Origin of the sequence: Bacteroides difficilis (assembly GCF_048319815.1) — a bacterium.
Classification (GTDB): domain Bacteria; phylum Bacteroidota; class Bacteroidia; order Bacteroidales; family Bacteroidaceae; genus Bacteroides; species Bacteroides zhangwenhongii.
Map to the genome: position 1 here is coordinate 437,564 of NZ_CP182814.1, position 19,833 is coordinate 457,396.

The 19,833-nt window shown below is 42.9% G+C and carries 20 protein-coding genes; 11 read left to right on the top strand and 9 right to left on the bottom strand.

Features of this window, described 5'->3' with window-relative positions; all coding sequences use genetic code 11:
- Nucleotides 1–40: 40 nt before the first annotated feature.
- The 3 genes from pyrE to prmC form a co-directional block, all read right to left on the bottom strand.
- Nucleotides 41–679: an orotate phosphoribosyltransferase gene (pyrE, locus tag ACNOGP_RS01730; RefSeq protein ID WP_007754934.1), complete on the bottom strand. Its 639-nt coding sequence runs from the start codon at nt 677–679 to the stop codon at nt 41–43.
- Between the two features lie 78 nt (nt 680–757).
- Nucleotides 758–1,240, bottom strand: coding sequence for a regulatory protein RecX (locus tag ACNOGP_RS01735; protein ID WP_186966526.1), 483 nt, complete (start codon nt 1,238–1,240; stop codon nt 758–760).
- Nucleotides 1,237–2,073: a peptide chain release factor N(5)-glutamine methyltransferase gene (gene prmC / locus ACNOGP_RS01740; RefSeq protein WP_195477068.1), complete on the bottom strand. Its 837-nt coding sequence runs from the start codon at nt 2,071–2,073 to the stop codon at nt 1,237–1,239. The genes ACNOGP_RS01735 and prmC overlap by 4 nt, the downstream gene beginning before the upstream one ends.
- A 54-nt stretch (nt 2,074–2,127) precedes the next feature.
- Here prmC and ribD point away from each other — a divergent pair, with 54 nt between their 5' ends.
- The 8 genes from ribD to ACNOGP_RS01780 all read left to right on the top strand — a co-directional run bounded on the left by ribD (nt 2,128) and on the right by ACNOGP_RS01780 (nt 10,608).
- Nucleotides 2,128–3,165, top strand: a complete 1,038-nt coding sequence (ribD, locus tag ACNOGP_RS01745) for a bifunctional diaminohydroxyphosphoribosylaminopyrimidine deaminase/5-amino-6-(5-phosphoribosylamino)uracil reductase RibD (RefSeq protein WP_418213927.1) — start codon at nt 2,128–2,130, stop codon at nt 3,163–3,165.
- A gap of 142 nt (nt 3,166–3,307) precedes the next feature.
- On the top strand, nt 3,308–4,789 hold the full coding sequence (locus tag ACNOGP_RS01750) for a DUF6242 domain-containing protein (protein WP_418213928.1): 1,482 nt from the start codon (nt 3,308–3,310) through the stop codon (nt 4,787–4,789).
- 26 nt (nt 4,790–4,815) lie between these two features.
- Nucleotides 4,816–5,550, top strand: coding sequence for an isoprenyl transferase (locus ACNOGP_RS01755; protein ID WP_195477072.1), 735 nt, complete (start codon nt 4,816–4,818; stop codon nt 5,548–5,550).
- Nucleotides 5,551–5,580: 30 nt separating this feature from the next.
- Nucleotides 5,581–8,235, top strand: coding sequence for a BamA/OMP85 family outer membrane protein (locus ACNOGP_RS01760; RefSeq protein WP_186966522.1), 2,655 nt, complete (start codon nt 5,581–5,583; stop codon nt 8,233–8,235).
- A gap of 23 nt (nt 8,236–8,258) precedes the next feature.
- Complete coding sequence (locus ACNOGP_RS01765; RefSeq protein ID WP_186966521.1) at nt 8,259–8,774, top strand: OmpH family outer membrane protein; 516 nt, start codon at nt 8,259–8,261, stop codon at nt 8,772–8,774.
- A 56-nt stretch (nt 8,775–8,830) separates the two neighbouring features.
- A complete protein-coding gene (locus ACNOGP_RS01770; protein WP_007754950.1) occupies nt 8,831–9,346 on the top strand; it encodes an OmpH family outer membrane protein in 516 nt (171 codons plus the stop codon).
- Between the two features lie 110 nt (nt 9,347–9,456).
- Complete coding sequence (murI, locus tag ACNOGP_RS01775; protein WP_418213929.1) at nt 9,457–10,299, top strand: glutamate racemase; 843 nt, start codon at nt 9,457–9,459, stop codon at nt 10,297–10,299.
- Between the two features lie 75 nt (nt 10,300–10,374).
- Entirely contained in the window at nt 10,375–10,608 is a 234-nt protein-coding gene (locus ACNOGP_RS01780; protein ID WP_007754954.1) for a DUF2007-related protein, read from the top strand.
- On the opposite strand, the gene ACNOGP_RS01785 is transcribed toward ACNOGP_RS01780, so the two are convergent.
- A complete protein-coding gene (locus ACNOGP_RS01785) occupies nt 10,577–11,728 on the bottom strand; it encodes a pyridoxal phosphate-dependent aminotransferase (RefSeq protein ID WP_418213930.1) in 1,152 nt (383 codons plus the stop codon). The genes ACNOGP_RS01780 and ACNOGP_RS01785 overlap by 32 nt on opposite strands.
- Nucleotides 11,729–11,833: 105 nt before the next feature.
- On the opposite strand from ACNOGP_RS01785, the gene proB reads away from it, so the two are divergent.
- From proB to ACNOGP_RS01800, 3 genes are all read left to right on the top strand, one after another.
- Nucleotides 11,834–12,916, top strand: coding sequence for a glutamate 5-kinase (gene proB / locus ACNOGP_RS01790; RefSeq protein WP_007763888.1), 1,083 nt, complete (start codon nt 11,834–11,836; stop codon nt 12,914–12,916).
- Between the two features lie 182 nt (nt 12,917–13,098).
- A complete protein-coding gene (locus ACNOGP_RS01795; RefSeq protein WP_418213931.1) occupies nt 13,099–14,355 on the top strand; it encodes a glutamate-5-semialdehyde dehydrogenase in 1,257 nt (418 codons plus the stop codon).
- Nucleotides 14,356–14,388: 33 nt separating this feature from the next.
- On the top strand, nt 14,389–15,345 hold the full coding sequence (locus ACNOGP_RS01800) for an acetylornithine carbamoyltransferase (protein ID WP_195533190.1): 957 nt from the start codon (nt 14,389–14,391) through the stop codon (nt 15,343–15,345).
- 185 nt (nt 15,346–15,530) lie between these two features.
- Here ACNOGP_RS01800 and ACNOGP_RS01805 read toward each other — a convergent pair whose 3' ends face one another.
- The 5 genes from ACNOGP_RS01805 to ACNOGP_RS01825 are packed head-to-tail and all read right to left on the bottom strand — an operon-like array spanning nt 15,531 to nt 19,815.
- The gene (locus ACNOGP_RS01805) at nt 15,531–15,923 is read right to left on the bottom strand and encodes a rhodanese-like domain-containing protein (protein ID WP_418213932.1); all 393 of its coding nucleotides are present in this window, start codon (nt 15,921–15,923) and stop codon (nt 15,531–15,533) included.
- Nucleotides 15,924–15,934: 11 nt separating this feature from the next.
- Complete coding sequence (locus tag ACNOGP_RS01810) at nt 15,935–16,618, bottom strand: NigD-like protein (RefSeq protein WP_418213933.1); 684 nt, start codon at nt 16,616–16,618, stop codon at nt 15,935–15,937.
- Entirely contained in the window at nt 16,615–17,763 is a 1,149-nt protein-coding gene (locus ACNOGP_RS01815) for an acyltransferase (RefSeq protein WP_143868996.1), read from the bottom strand. Before ACNOGP_RS01815 ends, ACNOGP_RS01810 begins: the two co-directional genes overlap by 4 nt.
- Nucleotides 17,764–17,770: 7 nt before the next feature.
- Nucleotides 17,771–18,745, bottom strand: coding sequence for a D-alanine--D-alanine ligase (locus tag ACNOGP_RS01820; RefSeq protein ID WP_007763867.1), 975 nt, complete (start codon nt 18,743–18,745; stop codon nt 17,771–17,773).
- Nucleotides 18,742–19,815 (bottom strand): RluA family pseudouridine synthase, encoded by a 1,074-nt coding sequence (locus ACNOGP_RS01825; RefSeq protein ID WP_007754990.1) that lies wholly within the window; start codon nt 19,813–19,815, stop codon nt 18,742–18,744. Before ACNOGP_RS01825 ends, ACNOGP_RS01820 begins: the two co-directional genes overlap by 4 nt.
- Between the last annotated feature and the right edge of the window lie 18 nt (nt 19,816–19,833).

Below are 19,833 nucleotides of genomic sequence, written 5' to 3' on the forward strand. Positions count from 1 at the left end.
GAAGAGTTCTTTTACTGACATATATTTAACCCAAAAAGTCTTATTTACCAGCATCCCAATGAGCAGGGTCTTTACGCCATTCGTTCAGTGTCTGGATATCTTCTTTTTCAATGTAACCTGTACGAAGAGCAACATCAAGCACAGCCTCATAATTGGTCAATGTCACCAAGGTCACTTTAGCGTTCTTAAATGCTTCTTCAGCAACCGGGAAGCCATACGTATAAGCCGCAACCATACCAATTACTTCACAGCCATCGCGACGAATCGCCTCTACAGCCTTCAAACTACTGCCGCCGGTAGATATCAAATCTTCTATTACTACTACTTTCATACCCGGACGAAGTTCACCTTCGATCAGGTTCTCCAATCCATGGTCTTTCGGGGTAGAACGAACATATACGAACGGTAAATTCAATGCATCAGCAACCAAAGCTCCTTGAGGAATAGCACCAGTCGCCACACCTGCAATCGCATCCACCTGTCCGAATCGTTCCAATATCAGACGTGTAATTTCAATCTTCACAAAATTACGAAGAGAAGGATAGGACAGAGTTTTACGGTTGTCACAGTAAAAGGGGGATTTCCATCCAGAAGCCCAAGTGAAAGGGTTAGCAGGTTGAAGTTTAATAGCCTTAATCTTCAACAGTTTCTCCGCAAATAGTCTCTCTAAGTTTTTCATAACTAAACTAACTATTAATTATTTGCCGCAAAAGTACAGAAATAGAACGAGAATAAAAAGAAGAATCCGTTTATTTTTTTACTCCACCTGCTCCTCTTCATCGGGAACATCGATACAACGCCTGATATCTTTCAGTTCAAACCCACGACTCATAGCGAACCGCATCAGCTTTCCATTCAGTTCATATTCATCCTGCGCATGGACACTTTTTTTCTTGGAGGCCAGCAGACCACGAAGGACAGCAAGATATTCCTCCTCATCAATCTCATTCAGATAACGCCACACTACGTCGGATGGAATCTTCTTCATATAAAGTCCTTGCGCTATTTTCATCTTCCCCCACTTGGCGAAACGGAATTTATCATTCACAAAAGCCCTGCAGAAACGTTCGTCATCAATGAACTTTTCCGATTCCAGCCGGTCAAGAATACGCGCTATAGTGTCATAGGCTATCCCCCAACGTTGTAACTTCTCATTTATTTCTGCCCGGCAATGCTCGGCAGTAGAGCAATAGGAGGCTACACGACTTAAAGCCTCTTCGTCTGTTAATTGTGCACTCATCGGTTAGCTGTAACTATTCTATCTTTTCCAAATATGTCTTTTATAACACGAACACCACGATATTGGTTCATTTCAAGCATATATGCTATTTCCCGGCCAAACGCCCGGTTGATTTCAAAATAAAGTTTTCCTTCCGGCAGAAGCAACTCACGCCCCAGAGCGGCAATCCTGCGATAAAACCGCAACGGGTCGTCATCGGGAACAAACAAAGCCAGTGCCGGTTCCCAATCGAGCACATTAGCTTCCATTTCATCTTTCTCCGCCTCAGTGACATAAGGAGGGTTGCTTACAATGACATCAAACGACGGTATCTTTTCCCAATCGTCAGATAAAACATCCCTTTGCCGAAACAGCACTCGGGATTCCAGTTCTTCGTTGTTTGTCCGGGCTATCGCTAATGCCTCTTCCGAGATATCCCAAGCTTCCACGTCGGCATCCGGAAGTCTCTTATCCAGAGAAATTGCAATGCATCCGCTTCCCGTACCTATATCTAATAGGTGATGTGCCCCCGGATTTTCATTGACGACCCAATCTACCAACTCCGCAGTTTCCGGACGGGGAATCAGCACTCCCGGAGCCACCTTGAACTTCCTCCCACCAAATTCCGCAAAGCCGCGAATGTACTGTATCGGCTCATTTTTCTGTAAACGGAATATAATGTTTTCTAATTCACGCTCTTTGCATTCGGATAAAATCATATCTTTGCCCAAGTAAATATCGAGCGGATCGAACCCGAGCATATCGCAACAAATCATCATCGTAAGGGCTTTAAGCTCTTCCGGCGGATAGATATCGCGCAGAGATTGGCGAATGCGGGTGGAGATACGATTCATACATTTACAGTTTCGGAGTGCAAAAGTAAGAATAATATAGCGAAGAGTACCAAAATGGAAGAAGAAAAATACATGAGACGTTGTATTGAGCTCGCAAAGAACGGGTTATGCAACGTAGCACCCAATCCGACGGTAGGGGCTGTTATCGTATGCGACGGGCGCATTATCGGTGAAGGTTATCATGTCCGTTGCGGAGAAGCGCATGCCGAAGTCAATGCAATCCGCTCCGTCAAGGATGAGTCTTTATTGAAACGTTCGACAATCTATGTCAGTCTGGAGCCTTGTTCCCACTATGGTAAAACACCTCCCTGTGCAGACTTGATTATCGAAAAGCAAATTCCGCGTATCGTCATTGGTTGCCGGGATCCCTTTTCCAAAGTAGCCGGACGAGGGATTCAGAAACTACAGAATGCCGGGCGGGAAGTTATAGTCGGTGTGCTGGAAGAAGAATGCCTGCATCTGATCCGCCGTTTTATCACTTTCAACACGCTCCGCCGACCTTTTATTACTCTTAAGTGGGCTGAATCGGCCGACCGATTCATTGACATAGAGCGAATTGATGGGAATCCTGTCCTTCTCTCCTCCCCTCTTACGTCAATGTTGGTACATAAAAAAAGAGCGGAGAATACAGCTATTATGGTAGGAAGACGGACAGCCTTGCTGGATAATCCCTCTCTGACGATACGCAACTGGTATGGACGTAACCCTATACGTATTGTTTTAGACCGCAACCTTTCTCTTCCGAATGATCTGCAAATATTCAACGGAGAGGTCCCGACATTAGTTTTCACAGAGAAAGAACATCCGGAAGAAAAGAGTGTCAGCTATATAACTATTGATTTTGCTCATAACCCTCTGAACCAGATTATGGAAGAGTTATATCAACGAAATATACAATCATTGTTGGTAGAAGGCGGAAGCCAACTGCTGCAATCATTCATTGACAATGAATTATGGGATGAAGCTTATATAGAGAAGTGCCCCAAGCGGTTATATTCCGGTGTTAAAGCACCTGAAATAAGCAATAATTTTAGTTACTCGACCGAAGAACACTTCGGAAGACAAATTTGGTATTATGTTCATCGGATTTAGCTAAAATAGTCCTATTCAGGGAGTTTTACGTCGATAAAAACAGTGTTATTATCTATAATTTTATATAAAACTTACCTGTAATGTTCATTATCGGGAAAAATGTTTCTATTTTTGCAACTTGTAAATAAACACAATCTTTCAAATGAGAATAAAGTTTTTATCATTCATTGCGAGTTTTTTCATGGTGTCATTCGTTATAACGTCATGCCTTGATGACGATAATGACATAGAATATAGCCCGGATGCAACTATACATGCATTTGAACTTGATACAATAGGCTATGGAATATCCTACAAGTTCACTATTGACCAACAAAAAGGTGAAATCTATAATCAAGATTCACTTCCTGTTCATGCAGATACGATTATCGATAGAATATTGATTAAGACTTTGACGACTGCTTCCGGTGTTGTCACTATGAAAGACAAAGAAGGAAGAGACTCCATTATCAATATCAGCGACTCACTAGACCTCCGCGAAAAATTAGAAATTAAGGTATGGTCTACTGAGGCATTGGCGGGAATAGCACCCGACAAAGTAAAGGCATATACTATTGATGTCAGAGTGCACAAGCATGATCCGGATTCTTTGAGTTGGGGATATGTCGGGAAAATAGATGATGAGATTAAAGGAGCACAGAAAACCATTAAATTTAAAGATGAATATTTCACCTATTCTATGGATGGGCCAAGTGTAAAAGTACATAGCAGTAGTGACTTATCTAATTGGAGTTCGCAAAATACAACGGGAGATTTAACAATTCTTCCTAATTCCATATTGCCTTTAAAGAATATCATATTAGCTACCGCGAATAATAAGGTATATGAATCTACCGACGGTATAGCATGGACAGAATCAGATAAATTCTCAGGTGGAGTAAATACATTTATTTCAGCAATACCCATTAAGAATGACAATAGCCAAACCGAAGAAGGGGAATATATTCAACAAGCCACTTATCTCAAGACAGAAGATAACGTACGTTATTTGTATTCCATTTTAGAATCGGAACTAGGGACAGAAAATGCTGAAACTAAAATACAAGCAGCCGGTGAAAATTTCCCAACAAAGAACATTTCACATACAACTTTTAAAAAAGGAGGACAATATCAGAATGTTATAATAGGTGAACATGATGAATCTATCAAAATAACGGTTGGTGATAAAGAAATTCCAGTTAGCATAGCATGGGGATACAATGGAACGACATGGGCTGAGTTGGGAACTACTTCAACGGTTGCTTATTGTCCGGAGTTCAAGAATCCGACTATTATTTATTACAATAACCTTCTTTATACTTTTGGTGACAAGTTTGAGTCCATCTATGTTTCAAAGAATGAAGGAATTGCTTGGCAAAAAGCGGACAAAAAGTTCTCATTCCCTTATCAGGATTGGAGTGAATCCGGATTCGAACCAACAATAGAAAAACCGGAATTCATGGGAAGAACTAATTACTCCGTAGTACAAGACACAGAGAATGACTATATTTACTTCTTATTCAGTAAGGGAGATGTTACATTCGGAGAAGGTGATAATACACATCCTTATAGTCATGATTCAGAAATCTGGCGTGCACGCTTAAACCAATTATGGTTTGATAAGGCAAAAGATGCAGGTCAATAATAAACGCATACGTTTAAAATAGAAAAATGTCCTATATAGAGCAAATAGACAAAACTCGGATACCCCAACACGTAGCCATCATCATGGATGGCAATGGAAGATGGGCAAAGCAACGGGGAAAAGAACGTACTTACGGTCACCACGCAGGCGCAGAAACGGTACAGAGAATTACCGAAGATGCAGCCCGTCTGGGAATCAAGTACCTCACTTTGTATACTTTCTCCACCGAGAACTGGAATCGTCCGCAAGAGGAAGTTACGGCACTGATGAATCTATTGCTGGATTCTATTAAGGAAGAGACATTGATGAAAAACAATCTCCGCTTCAATGTAATCGGCGACTTAAAAAAATTGCCGGTTGAAGTCCAGGATAGTTTAACATCATGCATAGAACATTCCGCAAGAAACACGGGAATGTGTCTAGTGTTGGCGCTTAGCTACTCTTCACGCTGGGAAATAACCGAAGCAGTCCGACAAATAGCTACGAAGATTAAAGAAGGAGATTTATCTCCTGAACAGATAACAGACGAATGCATCGCATCACATCTGAATACTAATTTTATGCCCGATCCGGATTTATTAATCCGCACGGGAGGCGAAATCCGACTAAGCAATTACCTGTTATGGCAATGTGCTTATTCGGAACTTTATTTTTGTGACATCTTTTGGCCGGATTTCGACAAAGAAGAACTCTATAAAGCCGTTTGCGAATATCAACAGCGGGAACGACGATTCGGTAAAACCAGTGAACAAATCAGCTAATATAACTCGAAACATCAAATTATAACATAAATGCATTATCGTATTTCCTTTATATTCATAACGTTTATCTGCCTGTTCAGTTTTGCAACAACAGGTATTGCGCAAAATGCCAACACTGATGAAGACTCGAAACCTGTCATCTTATACTCTGGAACACCCAAAAAGTATGAGATAGCGGATATCAAGGTCGAAGGCGTGAAGAATTATGAAGACTATGTATTGATTGGACTATCCGGACTGTCGGTAGGACAAACAATTACTGTGCCGGGTGACGAAATCACCGGAGCAATCAAGCGTTATTGGCGTCATGGCTTGTTCTCAAACGTACAAATCACAGCCGAAAAGATAGAAGGCAACAAAATCTGGTTGAAAATCAGTCTGACACAGCGTCCCCGAATCTCTGAGGTACGCTATCATGGCGTTAAGAAGTCAGAGCGTACCGATTTGGAAGGTAAGTTGGGAATGGTGAAGGGTATGCAGATTACACCGAATACCGTAGACCGGGCCAAGACATTGATTAAGCGCTATTTTGACGATAAAGGTTTTAAGAATGCAGAAGTTATCATCGCACAAAAAGATGATCCTTCCAGCGAGAACCAAGTAATTGTGGACATCGACATTGACAAGAAAGAGAAAGTAAAAGTTCACGAAATCAAAATTGTTGGAAATACGGCAATCAAAGCTTCCAAGCTGAAACGAGTAATGAAGAAAACCAATGAAAAAGGGAAACTTCGCAACTTGTTCCGCACGAAGAAATTCGTTCCGGAAAACTATGAAGCGGATAAGCAACTCATCATTGACAAATATAATGAGCTGGGTTATCGTGATGCAGTTATCAGAAAAGACAGTATCTCACAATACGACGAGAAAACAGTTAATGTTTATCTCGATATCGACGAAGGTCAGAAATACTATCTCCGTAACGTGACTTGGGTGGGTAATACACTGTATCCTTCAGAACAGTTGGACTTCCTTCTGCGTATGAAAAAAGGAGATGTGTACAACCAAAAGTTGCTGAACGAACGTATCTCTACAGATGATGACGCTATCGGTAACTTATACTACAACAACGGTTATCTGTTCTACAACCTCGATCCGGTAGAAGTGAACATTGTAGGCGACTCTATCGACCTGGAAATGAGAATCTATGAAGGCCGTCAGGCTACTATCAATAAGATCAACATCAGTGGTAACGACCGTCTGTATGAAAATGTAGTCCGTCGTGAACTTCGTATCCGTCCGGGACAGTTGTTCAGCAAAGAAGACTTGATGCGTTCTTTGCGTGAAATCCAGCAGATGGGACACTTTGACCCTGAAAAACTTCAGCCGGATATTCAACCGGACCCGATGAACGGAACGGTTGATATAGGCCTGCCGTTGACTTCCAAAGCTAATGACCAGGTGGAATTCTCTGCCGGTTGGGGACAAACGGGTATTATCGGTAAACTGAGTCTGAAGTTCACCAACTTCTCTGTTGCCAACTTGCTGCATCCGGGTGAGAATTATCGCGGTATCCTGCCGCAAGGTGACGGACAGACACTGACTATCAGCGGACAGACGAATGCCAAATACTACCAATCATACAGTATTTCATTCTTCGATCCTTGGTTTGGCGGCAAACGTCCGAACTCATTCTCTGTTTCGGCGTTCTTCTCCGTACAGACAGATATCAGTAGCCGTTACTACAACTCCAGCTACTTTAACAACTACTATAACAGTATGTATAGCGGTTATGGCGGTTATGGTATGTACAACTATGGTAATTACAACAACTACGAAAACTATTATGACCCCGACAAGTCGATCAAGATGTGGGGACTTTCCGTTGGCTGGGGTAAACGTCTGAAATGGCCGGATGATTATTTCACCCTTTCTGCCGAGTTGGCTTATCAACGTTACAACTTGAGAGACTGGCAGTACTTCCCGGTAACAAACGGTAAATGTAATGACCTCAGCCTTTCATTGACTTTGGCACGTAACTCTATTGACAACCCAATCTTCCCGCGTTCGGGTTCGGATTTCTCATTGTCAGTACAGTTCACACCGCCTTACTCATTAATGGACGGCAAAGATTACAAAGGATATTACAGCAATCCTGAAACCGGAACCATTACTCAAGACAATATGAACAAGCTTCATAAATGGGTAGAATACCACAAATGGAAATTCAAAGGCAAAACATATACTCCGTTGATGGACCCGGTTGCACATCCGAAATGTCTTGTATTGATGACCCGTACGGAATTCGGTTTGTTGGGACACTACAACGAGTTCAAAAAGTCACCGTTCGGTACATTCGACGTTGGTGGTGACGGTATGACCGGTTATTCAACTTATGCAACCGAAAGTATTGCCTTACGTGGTTACGAAAACAGTTCATTGACACCATACGGTTCGGAAGGTTACGCTTATGCACGTCTCGGCATTGAATTAAGATATCCGCTCATGCTGGAAACAAGTACTAACATTTATGTGTTAGGTTTCTTGGAAGCCGGTAATGCTTGGCATGATATCAAGAAATTCAATCCGTTCGACTTGAAACGTTCCGCCGGTGTCGGCGTTCGTATCTTCCTGCCGATGATTGGTATGATGGGTATTGACTGGGGTTACGGTTTCGACCAAGTATTAGGTTCTAAACAATATGGAGGAAGCCAATTCCACTTTATCTTAGGACAAGAATTCTAATGTATCACCAAAAACTAAACGTTATGAGAAAGTCTGTTCTATTAATCATGATGCTGGTTGCCGTCAGTATGGCAGCCAACGCACAAAAATTCGCACTGATCGATACGGAATATATTATGAAAAATATTCCAGCTGCTCAAAGCGCTAACGAGCAAATGCAACAAGCTACGAAAAAGTACCAGAGCGAAATAGAAGCTTTGGCAAAAGAAGCTCAGAAGATGTTTCAGGATTATCAAGCGAAATCCTCCACTCTCTCTGCCGCTCAAAAGACAAAGAAAGAAGATGAAATCGTAGCCAAAGAAAAAGCGGCTGCCGAGTTGAAGCGCAACTATTTCGGTCCGGAAGGTGAATTGGCCAAGATGAGAGACAAGCTGATCACTCCAATTCAGGATGATATTTACGAAGCGGTAAAAGCCATTTCACAACAATATGGATATGATCTGGTAGTCGACAGGGCCTCTGCGGCAGGCATCATTTTTGCCAATCCGCGCATCGATATTAGCGATGAAATACTAAGAAAACTAGGATATTCAAATTAATTTCATACATTTGCATCCGGAAATAACTAAAAATCATTCAAATAAATTATAGAACTATGCTTAAAAAAATTGCACTTGTAATGTTGCTTGCACTCCCAATGGGTGTATTTGCACAGAACCTGAAATTCGGTCATATTAATGCGCAGGAGATTATCACTGTAATGCCGGAATTTACGAAGGCACAAAATGATATCCAGACATTAGAAAAACAACTGACTGCCGAACTTCAAAGAACTCAGGAAGAATTCAACAAAAAATATCAGGAATTCCAACAGGCTATGGCCAAAGACTCTCTTCCGGCTAACATCGCTGAAAGAAGACAAAAAGAGTTGCAGGACATGATGCAGAGACAGGAACAATTCCAGCAAGACGCTCAGCAGCAGATGCAGAAAGCTCAGACTGACGCAATGGCTCCTATCTACAAGAAACTGGATGATGCCATCAAAGCGGTAGGTGCTGCTGAAGGTGTTATCTACATCTTCGACCTTGCTAGAACTTCAATACCTTATGTAAACGAAGCGCAAAGTATCAATCTGACTAATAAGGTGAAAGCAAATCTTGGAATCAAATAAAAGAGAGTTCCAAGAAGCAAAAATATAAAAAAGGGAACGAGAAAGAAGATTAATCTTCTTTCTCGTTCCCTTTTTTTGGTGTACATTTGCGTACATAAATTCTGTATGTCATGAAGCAACATTTATCCCATGCTCCCGGTCCTATCGGAGTATTTGACTCCGGCTATGGCGGGCTGACCATCTTAGATAAAATAAGAGAGGTACTTCCGGAATACGATTACATTTATCTGGGAGACAATGCCCGCGCTCCATACGGGACACGGTCTTTTGAGGTCGTATACGAGTTTACCCGGCAAGCCGTAAGCAAACTATTCGACATGGGGTGTCATCTGGTCATATTAGCGTGCAACACTGCGTCAGCCAAAGCTTTGCGTAGCATTCAAATGAACGATCTTCCCAATATAGATCCGGCTCGCCGTGTACTCGGAGTAATCCGTCCTACAGTGGAATGTATCGGAAATATCACCCAAAACCAGCATATCGGCATATTAGCTACAGCGGGTACTGTAAAGTCCGAATCTTATCCGTTGGAGATACATAAATTATTTCCGGATATCCGGGTGAGCGGAGTAGCGTGTCCGATGTGGGTATCGTTGGTGGAAAACAATGAATCACAAAACGAAGGAGCCGATTACTTTATCCGTAAATACATAGACCAACTACTGACAAAAGACCCGCTAATAGACACCGTGATTCTCGGATGCACGCACTTTCCCATACTCCTACCCAAAATCCGGCAATACATTCCGGAACATATCAGCGTGATTTCGCAAGGCGAATATGTAGCTCAAAGTCTGAAAGACTATTTGAGGAGACATCCGGAAATGGACGCGAAATGTACGAAAAACGGGAACTGCTCGTTTTACACGACAGAGGCGGAAGAGAAGTTCACTGAATCAGCTTCCACCTTCCTCCAACAGCAAATCCGTGTTAAACACATCACGCTTGAATAAATTTTAATTGAAGGATAACCATTTGTCTTTCTTTTTTGTTATATTTGTAGATAGCAACCCTTAATACATAAGATCATGAAAGAAAAGGATTATAGCAAGTCAATAGAGGTGTTCTCCGGCTCCCCGTGGGAAGCTGAAATCATCAAGGGTTTATTGGAAAGCAATGACATTCGTTGCGTTGTCAAAGACGGTATTATGGGAACGCTGGCCCCCTATATCGCTCCTGCTGTCTCTATCCTTGTCACAGAGGAGGAATATGAGGCCGCCACAGAGCTTATCAGAGCTCGGGACGAGAAAGATAGCGACTGATACGGTCGAGTCCTTCCTTGATATTCTCCAACGAGTTGGCATAGGAGAAACGCACGTATCCTTCCCCTCCTGTACCAAAGTCCACTCCGGGAGTAATACCGACATGCGCATGCTCGAGTACATCGAATGCAAAGCGATAAGAGTCGGCAGTAAATTTGCGTGCATCGGCAAAAATATAAAATGCCCCTTGAGGTTCCACCTTAATCTCAAATCCGATCTCACGAAGACGGGCAATCATATATTTCCGACGCTCATCATAGACCTGCCTCATACGTTCCACATCCGAATCCGCCTGCCGTAAAGCAGCAATTCCCGCCTGCTGGGCAACACTGGATGCGCAGATAAACAGATTCTGTTGCAACTTCTGCAATGAACGCATATAAGATTTCGGTGCGATGAGATACCCCAACCTCAGTCCGGTCATGGCAAACCGTTTGGAAAATCCATTCAGCACAAATGCTTGATCCGTGTATTCGAGAATACTATGTGCACGCCCTTCATACACCAGGCCATGATAAATCTCGTCTGAAATGACAGGAACTCCCAAAGCTGCTACTTCTTTCAAGAAACTTTCTTCCAATAACATCCCCGTCGGGTTCATAGGTGAGTTGATAAAAATAGCGGCAGTATGCTGATTCACACATTTGCGGATAGCTTCTATATCATATTGCAATCCTTTCTCTTCGGACAATGGCACCAAAACAGGTTTGGCTTGAGCCGCCAGCACAAAGTTCCGATAGCAGGCATATCCCGGATTGGAAAGAACCACTTCACTCTCCGGATTGCAAAGCAACATCAAGGCAAGAAGAATAGAGGGAGAAGAGCCGGAAGTCACGATGATACAGTCCGGATCAACCGCCACTCCATATTCTCTCTGATAAAAAGCTGCAATTTCCCGACGTAACTCAGGGTCTCCCAAAGAATGGGTGTAATGAGTCAAATGCCGATCGTAAGCAGCTTTCGCAGCCTCTGCAACACAAGACGGCACATCAAAATCGGGCTCGCCTACTTCTAAATGAATAATGTCAATACCTTGTTTCTGTAACTCGTTTGCCCGTTCCAACACATCCATTACGATGAAGGAGGTCATCTGTTCTACTTGCGGATTTGTATGTTTCATTGTTTTTCTTTTCTCTATCCGGCTGCAAAGATAATTCTTTTTAGGCTGTTTTGGTAACATATCGACAAAAAGCTCTATATTTGTGCTTTCAAATCGTTAGCAAAGATGAAACAGGAATTTACACGAATCGCAGTAAAAGTGGGTAGTAATGTTTTGGCACGCCGAGACGGAACATTGGACGTAACCCGTATGTCTGCACTTGTTGACCAAATAGCGGAACTACATAAATCCGGTGTAGAAATCATCCTTATTTCTTCTGGAGCCGTTGCATCCGGACGTAGCGAGGTACATCCGCAGAAGAAACTCGATAGTGTAGACCAGCGACAATTATTCTCTGCCGTAGGGCAAGCCAAACTGATCAACCGTTATTACGAACTTTTTCGTGAGCACGGAATTACCGTCGGACAAGTGCTGACTACGAAAGAAAGTTTCAGTACGCGCCGCCATTACCTGAATCAGAAAAACTGTATGACGGTAATGCTTGAAAACAATGTGATTCCTATCGTCAACGAGAATGATACTATCTCCGTAAGTGAACTCATGTTCACGGACAACGACGAATTGTCCGGACTCATAGCTTCTATGATGGATGCGCAGACGCTTATCATCTTAAGCAACATCGACGGAATCTATAACGGCTCTCCGTCCGATCCCGATTCTTCCGTTATCCGGGAAATCGGTCATGGGAAAGATCTATCCAACTATATTCAAGCAAGCAAGTCCAGTTTCGGACGAGGAGGTATGCTGACGAAAACAAATATCGCCCGCAAAGTAGCCGATGAAGGAATTACGGTTATCATCGCCAATGGTAAACGTGACAACATCTTGGTAGATTTGTTAGAACACCCCGAAAGCACTCTTTGCACCCGCTTCATTCCTTCTTGCGAACCGGTATCCAGTGTCAAGAAGTGGATCGCGCATAGTGAAGGCTTTGCCAAAGGAGAAATTCACATCAACGAATGTGCCACTGAAGTACTCAGTTCGGAGAAAGCAGTCAGTATTCTCCCGATAGGTATCACTCATATCGAAGGGGAATTTGAAAAAGACGATATCGTCCGTATCATAGACTTTCAAGGAAACCAAGTGGGTGTAGGAAAAGCAAACTGTGACTCCCAGCAAGCCAAAGAGGTTATCGGAAAGCATGGAAAGAAGCCTGTTGTACACTATGATTATTTATATATTGAATAATAATCGCGTTTAAATACTCAACATGATGAGATATTTTTTCATCACAGTAAAAATATACACTCCAAAGGCTATTACAATTATAACCTAGGCACAACATTTATTTCTGTTTTCAACAGGTTTTATTCACATCATTCACTATATTTGCATTGTTTATCTTTCTATTTAATGCAAAAAAGGAGCAAATGACTACAAATTTAAACGAAACCTTTGCTGCCGTACAGGCAGCAAGCCGAGAATTGGCTTTACTGAACGATGACACCATCAATCAGATTTTAAATGCAGTGGCCGATGCGGCAATTGCAAAAGCACCGTTCATTCTTGCAGAGAATGAAAAGGATCTTGCACGGATGGACCAGAATGATCCGAAGTACGACCGGTTGAAATTGACGGAAGAGCGTTTGAAAGGTATCGCAGCAGATACACGCAATGTAGCTACGCTCCCCTCTCCTCTAGGCAAAATACTGAAAGATACTGTGCGCCCCAACGGGATGAAGCTGACAAAAATCAGTGTTCCTTTCGGTGTCATAGGAATAATCTATGAAGCACGTCCCAATGTCAGTTTTGATGTATTCTCTCTTTGTCTGAAAAGTGGAAATGCTTGCATATTAAAAGGAGGAAGCGATGCCGACTGTTCCAATCGTGCCATCATCAGCGTGATTCACGAAGTACTGAGAAGTTTTAATATAAATCCGCATATCGTAGAACTGTTGCCAGCCGACAGGGAAGCAACAGCCGCATTGCTAAATGCTGTAGGTTATGTTGATCTGATTATTCCCAGAGGTAGCAGTAATTTGATTAATTTTGTACGCAATAATGCCAAAATCCCGGTCATTGAGACAGGAGCAGGCATTTGCCACACTTACTTTGACGAGTTCGGAGAGGTAAAGAAAGGAGCAGATATTATCCACAATGCCAAGACGCGCAGAGTTAGCGTATGCAACGCATTGGATTGCGTCATTGTGCATGAGAAAAGACTGGTCGACCTTCCCAAACTCTGCGAGAAGCTGAAAGACAGCCACGTAATTATCTATGCCGACCCACGAGCTTACCAAGCATTGGAAGGCCACTACCCTGCAGAGCTCTTACAATCTGCAACAAATGAAAGTTTCGGAACAGAGTTCCTTGATTACAAAATGGCCGTCAAAACGGTCAGAAGCTTTGAAGACGCACTGGGACACATCCAGGAAAACAGTTCCAAGCATAGTGAATGCATCGTTACGGAGAACAAGGAGCGTGCAGCCTTGTTTATCAAGATAGTGGATGCAGCCTGTGTGTACACCAATGTATCTACCGCCTTCACTGACGGCGCACAATTCGGTTTGGGAGCAGAAATAGGTATCAGCACGCAGAAGCTGCACGCACGCGGTCCGATGGGACTGGAAGAAATCACTTCTTACAAATGGGTCATTGAAGGGGACGGACAAACGAGAAGAAGTTGAGAATTGAAAATTGAGAATTAAAAATTAAATGATATGAAGAAATTTACTTGTGTACAGGACATTGGCAACTTGAAATCGGCCATTGAAGAAGCATTTGAGATTAAGAAGGACCGCTTCAAATATGTAGAACTTGGAAAGAATAAGACATTGATGATGATCTTCTTCAACTCCAGTCTGCGCACCCGCCTTAGTACACAGAAAGCCGCGCTTAATCTGGGAATGAATGTAATGGTGCTTGACATCAATCAAGGTGCCTGGAAGTTGGAAACGGAACGTGGTGTAATTATGGACGGAGACAAACCGGAACATTTGCTGGAAGCGATCCCTGTAATGGGCTGCTATTGCGATGTGATCGGAGTGCGTTCTTTTGCACGCTTCGAAGACCGTGATTTCGATTATCAAGAGACAATCCTAAATCAATTTATTCAATATTCCGGCCGTCCGGTTTTCTCGATGGAGGCAGCAACCCGCCATCCGCTACAAAGTTTCGCCGACCTAATCACTATCGAGGAATACAAGAAAACAGCACGTCCCAAAGTAGTTATGACTTGGGCACCGCATCCCCGTCCATTACCGCAAGCCGTTCCTAACTCGTTTGCAGAATGGATGAACGCCACAGATTACGAATTTGTCATCACTCATCCGGAAGGATACGAGCTGGATCCCCAATTCGTGGGTAATGCCAAAATTGAGTACGACCAGATGAAAGCGTTCGAAGGAGCGGATTTCATATATGCAAAGAACTGGGCAGCCTATACAGGGGATAACTACGGACAGATATTGAGCAAGGATCGTGACTGGACAGTTAGCGACCGTCAAATGGCGGTGACCAACAATGCTTATTTCATGCATTGCCTGCCGGTTCGTAGAAATATGATTGTGACAGACGACGTGATTGAAAGTCCGCAATCAATTGTCATTCCGGAAGCGGCCAACCGTGAAATCTCGGCAACCGTCGTTCTGAAGAGGCTATTGGAAGGATTGAAATAACAGGCAATCTTTCAATACAGCTATTAAAGAGGATACTCCTCGACAAGAAAAGATAGTATCAAAACGCAAATTATCGCAGATTATTTCAATTATATTGATAGGTTAATCAACAACTCATTAAATTTTTCTGCGATAATTTGCGTTAATCTGCGTTTTATCATTCATTATGACACTCTCTTCTTGCATCACTTTTCTATTTCCTTACCAGCTTCCTGCCAGGAGTTAAATCCTTTATCAAGCTCAAAGACTTTATATCCTTTCTTACTCAAAATAGCCGCTGCCTTCTTACTACGCTTTCCATTACGGCAGTATACAGCCACCGGTCTGTCTTTCTGCAACAAAGAATCAGCCATCGAAGAAAAGGAGTCATCCATCACATTAATATTAATCGTTTTTGCGATATGTCCTTCCGAGTATTCGGCCAATGTACGGACATCCAGACGTTGCATACCCTCATCTTGAATGAGCGTATCGAAATCTTCCACATTCATTGACTCAAAATCTCCTTTCTGCTGACAAGAGAAAAGAGAAGAAAGAAATAAAAGCATTCCCACGACCAATTGATTCATTTTAAGCATATTATTCTATATTATTCAGTCTTACCCGGAGTATACTCAAATTCGTAATCCTCTATCACATCGGCCTCCTTGCCGTATGTATAATACCTGAATTTAATCTTAATCCCATCGGCAGGATGTTCCGATTCCGCATATTGCTTTAAAGGAACAGAAATATAAGCACGCCGGTTATAGTATTCTTCATCACTATCCGCATCATGATATAACAACATATCCACAGATCCTGTTGTTTCCAGTTCTGACTTATCCTCAATTATGCCAAAAGTATGTCCTTTCCCGGTACTGACTTTCAAGTTAAGAATCATATTCAAATAATCCCGTCCAAGCCAAATACTGACAACCTCTACCGGATCTTTACCTTCCTTATCCTTAAAGGCCGGATCGTCCTTCGGTTTAGGAGTCGGTGTGAGGAGCGACTGCAAAGAATAAATTTTAGCCCCTTCCTCCATCGTTTCATAGTTACTCATTACACGTCTGGAGGTATTCGGAGAAATCGTAGACCCCGTAAGATCTTGCGAAACAGGTAATATGTCCCCCTTATCGGGAATAAGTGTCCGTATCCTGCCATCATCACCCGCTTCTATCGTAACAAATTCCATTTTTACCGATGGATAATAATAGTCATCATCACCACAGGCAACCATCAGGAGGAGTAATCCCCACAACCAGATCATATATAACTTTCCTATTTTCATCGGCAGGCGGCTAAATAATTAACTAACGGATTGGAATACATCAACAACAACTTCTCACGCAAGAAGTCTTCATCCTTATTCGGAATGTTTATCTTAGCCAGTTGTTGGTCAATATAGTTTGTGAACCGCAGCTTCTCCTCTTCCGTATAGTTGGCAGCAAACGTTGTGGAACCATTCAACCAGTCGTAAGCGACATAATTTCCGGAATAAATCCGATAGTTACTATGAATACGCCGGTCAATACTAGCGGAAATACGGGCAAACAGTTCCGGTTTCGGCAAAGAACGGTCCATGCGCAACAACTCGTCGTTCAGACAAGGAGCAACTTGAAAATGCACTCTTCCCTTGTATCCGAAAAGACCGGTTTTCATATTGATTAAATCGTCCTGCGTTGTTTTTTTATACCCTTCCACATCTCTCTTCAATTGGAATTCCTGCGCTTTCAGAAAATCACAGGGATCATATTCGTAAGATATAGCAAGGGGAGCAATATTCATTTCCAGCAGACGGTCTATCACATCACCTTCACCACCCATCGCCAGCATTTTCAAGACGCTGTCCTGTGTGCGGTCATTGGAATCTTTTGCACGTCCTTCACGTTGGGCAATCCATATTGATTGTTTCTTCTGCGAGATAGTATGATGCATATAGCGCGACATTCGCGCCGACGATTCCAACATCTGCCTCATAGTCAGTGCACGCTGAACGATAAATGATTTATTGACACGCACCAATTTCTTAATCCACGGGTAAATCAGCAGATTATCACCGATGGCAATTTCTACGGTATCCATCCCTTCATCAATCAGCAAGATGGAAAGGAAGCCCGAATCAAGGATAATATCCCTATGGTTCGACATATAAGTATAGGCTATATTATGATCCGGTATACGCGAATGGTCTAATGTCAAAGAATCTGTATGTTCCTGCGCAATCTTCCACAAAATGCCATAACAGAACGCTTCCTGAAATTCACGTTTTGTCTTACAAGCACGCATCTTCTGTGCCAGCAGTTCGAATGGAACGTTAGGTATAACTCCGGTAACAGCCTTTTGAAAAGCCGGATCAGCAATCAATTCTTCAAAGATCTGAGGAAGTTCCTCATCATTGTAAGGACGAATCTCATTAAACTCTGTCAGGTCCATAACGTGATTAAAATTTATTTTCGATAATATCAGTCATCACATCCTTTATATCCAGCCCGGCTGCACGCACCTGCTGGGGAATAAAGCTTGTAGCAGTCATTCCCGGAGTCGTATTCACTTCGAGAAGATTCAGTTTCTCACCGGCAGTCACAATATAATCCACACGGATAATACCGGAACAGCCCAATATATCATAGATAGCCGAAGTCAGTTTCTGCACGCGTCCGGTCAGTTCCGGGGAAATACGCGCAGGAGTGATTTCATCTACCTGACCGTTATATTTGGCATCGTAATCGAAAAATTCATTGTGGGTAACGACTTCCGTAGGTGGGAAGATGACCGACTTTTCCTTCGTCTTGTAGCAACCGCAGGTCAGCTCCGTACCTTCCATAAATGCCTCAACAATCACTTCTTCCGCTTCTCCGAAAGCTTTAACAATGGCAGGTTGGATTTGTTCTTTTGTCTTCACTTTTGTAACGCCAAAGCTCGAACCTCCCAGACTGGGCTTGATAAAACAAGGCAGACCGATCTTCTCTATTACATCTTCATCGGAAACCGACTGTCCTTGACGTAACAGCAACGATTCGGCAATACGTACGCCAAAAGCCTTCAAATACTGATTGCAGGCAAATTTATCGTATGTAATAGCAGCCGCCAATACTCCACAACAGGAATATGGAATGCGCAGCATATCAAAATATCCTTGCAGACGACCATCCTCACCCGGTGTGCCATGAATCGTAATATAAGCAAAATCGAACACTACCTTTTCCGTTCCGTTCGTAAAACTAAAATCATTTCTGTCCACCGGAACCTTGTTACCATCCGGTAATTGTACTTCCCAGCGACGACCTTCCATCTCTACAATGTACAAATTATACTTCTCCTTATCTATAAAGGAATAAATACCCTGTGCGCTACGCAGGGAAACTACGATTTCAGAGGTATCACCTCCTGCTACGATAGCAATGTTGCGTTTCATTCTAATTCTCTATTACTTATATAGCCTCTCCACTTCTCGATAAGCCGGGTCATGTCATCCGGAAGTTCGGAAGTAAAATGCATCTCTTCACCAGTGACGGGATGCACAAACCCCAACGTCATAGCATGCAAAGCCTGTCGGGGACAAGTGTCAAAGCAATTATTTACAAATTGTTTGTATTTACTAAAATGAGTACCTTTCAATATCTCGTGCCCCCCATAGCGTTCGTCATTGAACAGCACATGTCCGATATGTTTCATGTGGACACGGATCTGATGAGTACGTCCCGTCTCCAGGATACATTCCACAAGCGTGACGTATCCCAAGCGTTCCAACACACGATAATGAGTCACAGCGTGTTTGCCAACTGTCGGGTCGGACATCACTGCCATCTGCATTCGGTCTTTCGGGTTACGGGCTATATTCCCGATGATTGTTCCCTCATCCTGCTCCACAATCCCCCATACCAGGGCGCGATATTTACGTTTGGTAGTTTTATTAAAGAATTGGTTTCCCAGATTTGTTTTGGCGTCCGGTGTCTTGGCAATCACCAACAACCCCGAAGTATCTTTGTCGATCCGATGAACAAGTCCCACGTGCGGATCATTCGCATCATAATCGGGATTATCTTTCATATGCCAGGCAAGCGCATTGACCAAAGTGCCATGATAATTCCCATGTCCCGGATGCACTACCAGTCCGGCAGGCTTATTCACCACCATCAAATAGGGATCTTCATAAACGATAGTAAGGGGAATATCTTCCGGGATAATTTCATTTTCGTAACGCGGACGGTCCATCATCACCGTGATAACATCCAGCGGCTTTACTTTATAGCTACTTTTCACCGGCTTGCCGTTGGCCATAACGAATCCTCCTTCGGCAGCCTTCTGAATACGGTTGCGCGAAGCATTGACAATACGTTCGAACAGATATTTGTCGACTCTGACCATCGCCTGCCCCTTATCTACCACCACCCGGAAGTGTTCGTAAAGTTGGGACTCGTCACCGACCGGTTCTATATCATCCAAATCGTTCTCCAGTTCATCCGGAAGTTCTTCCTCTATCATGTGAGTCTGTTCTGTTAG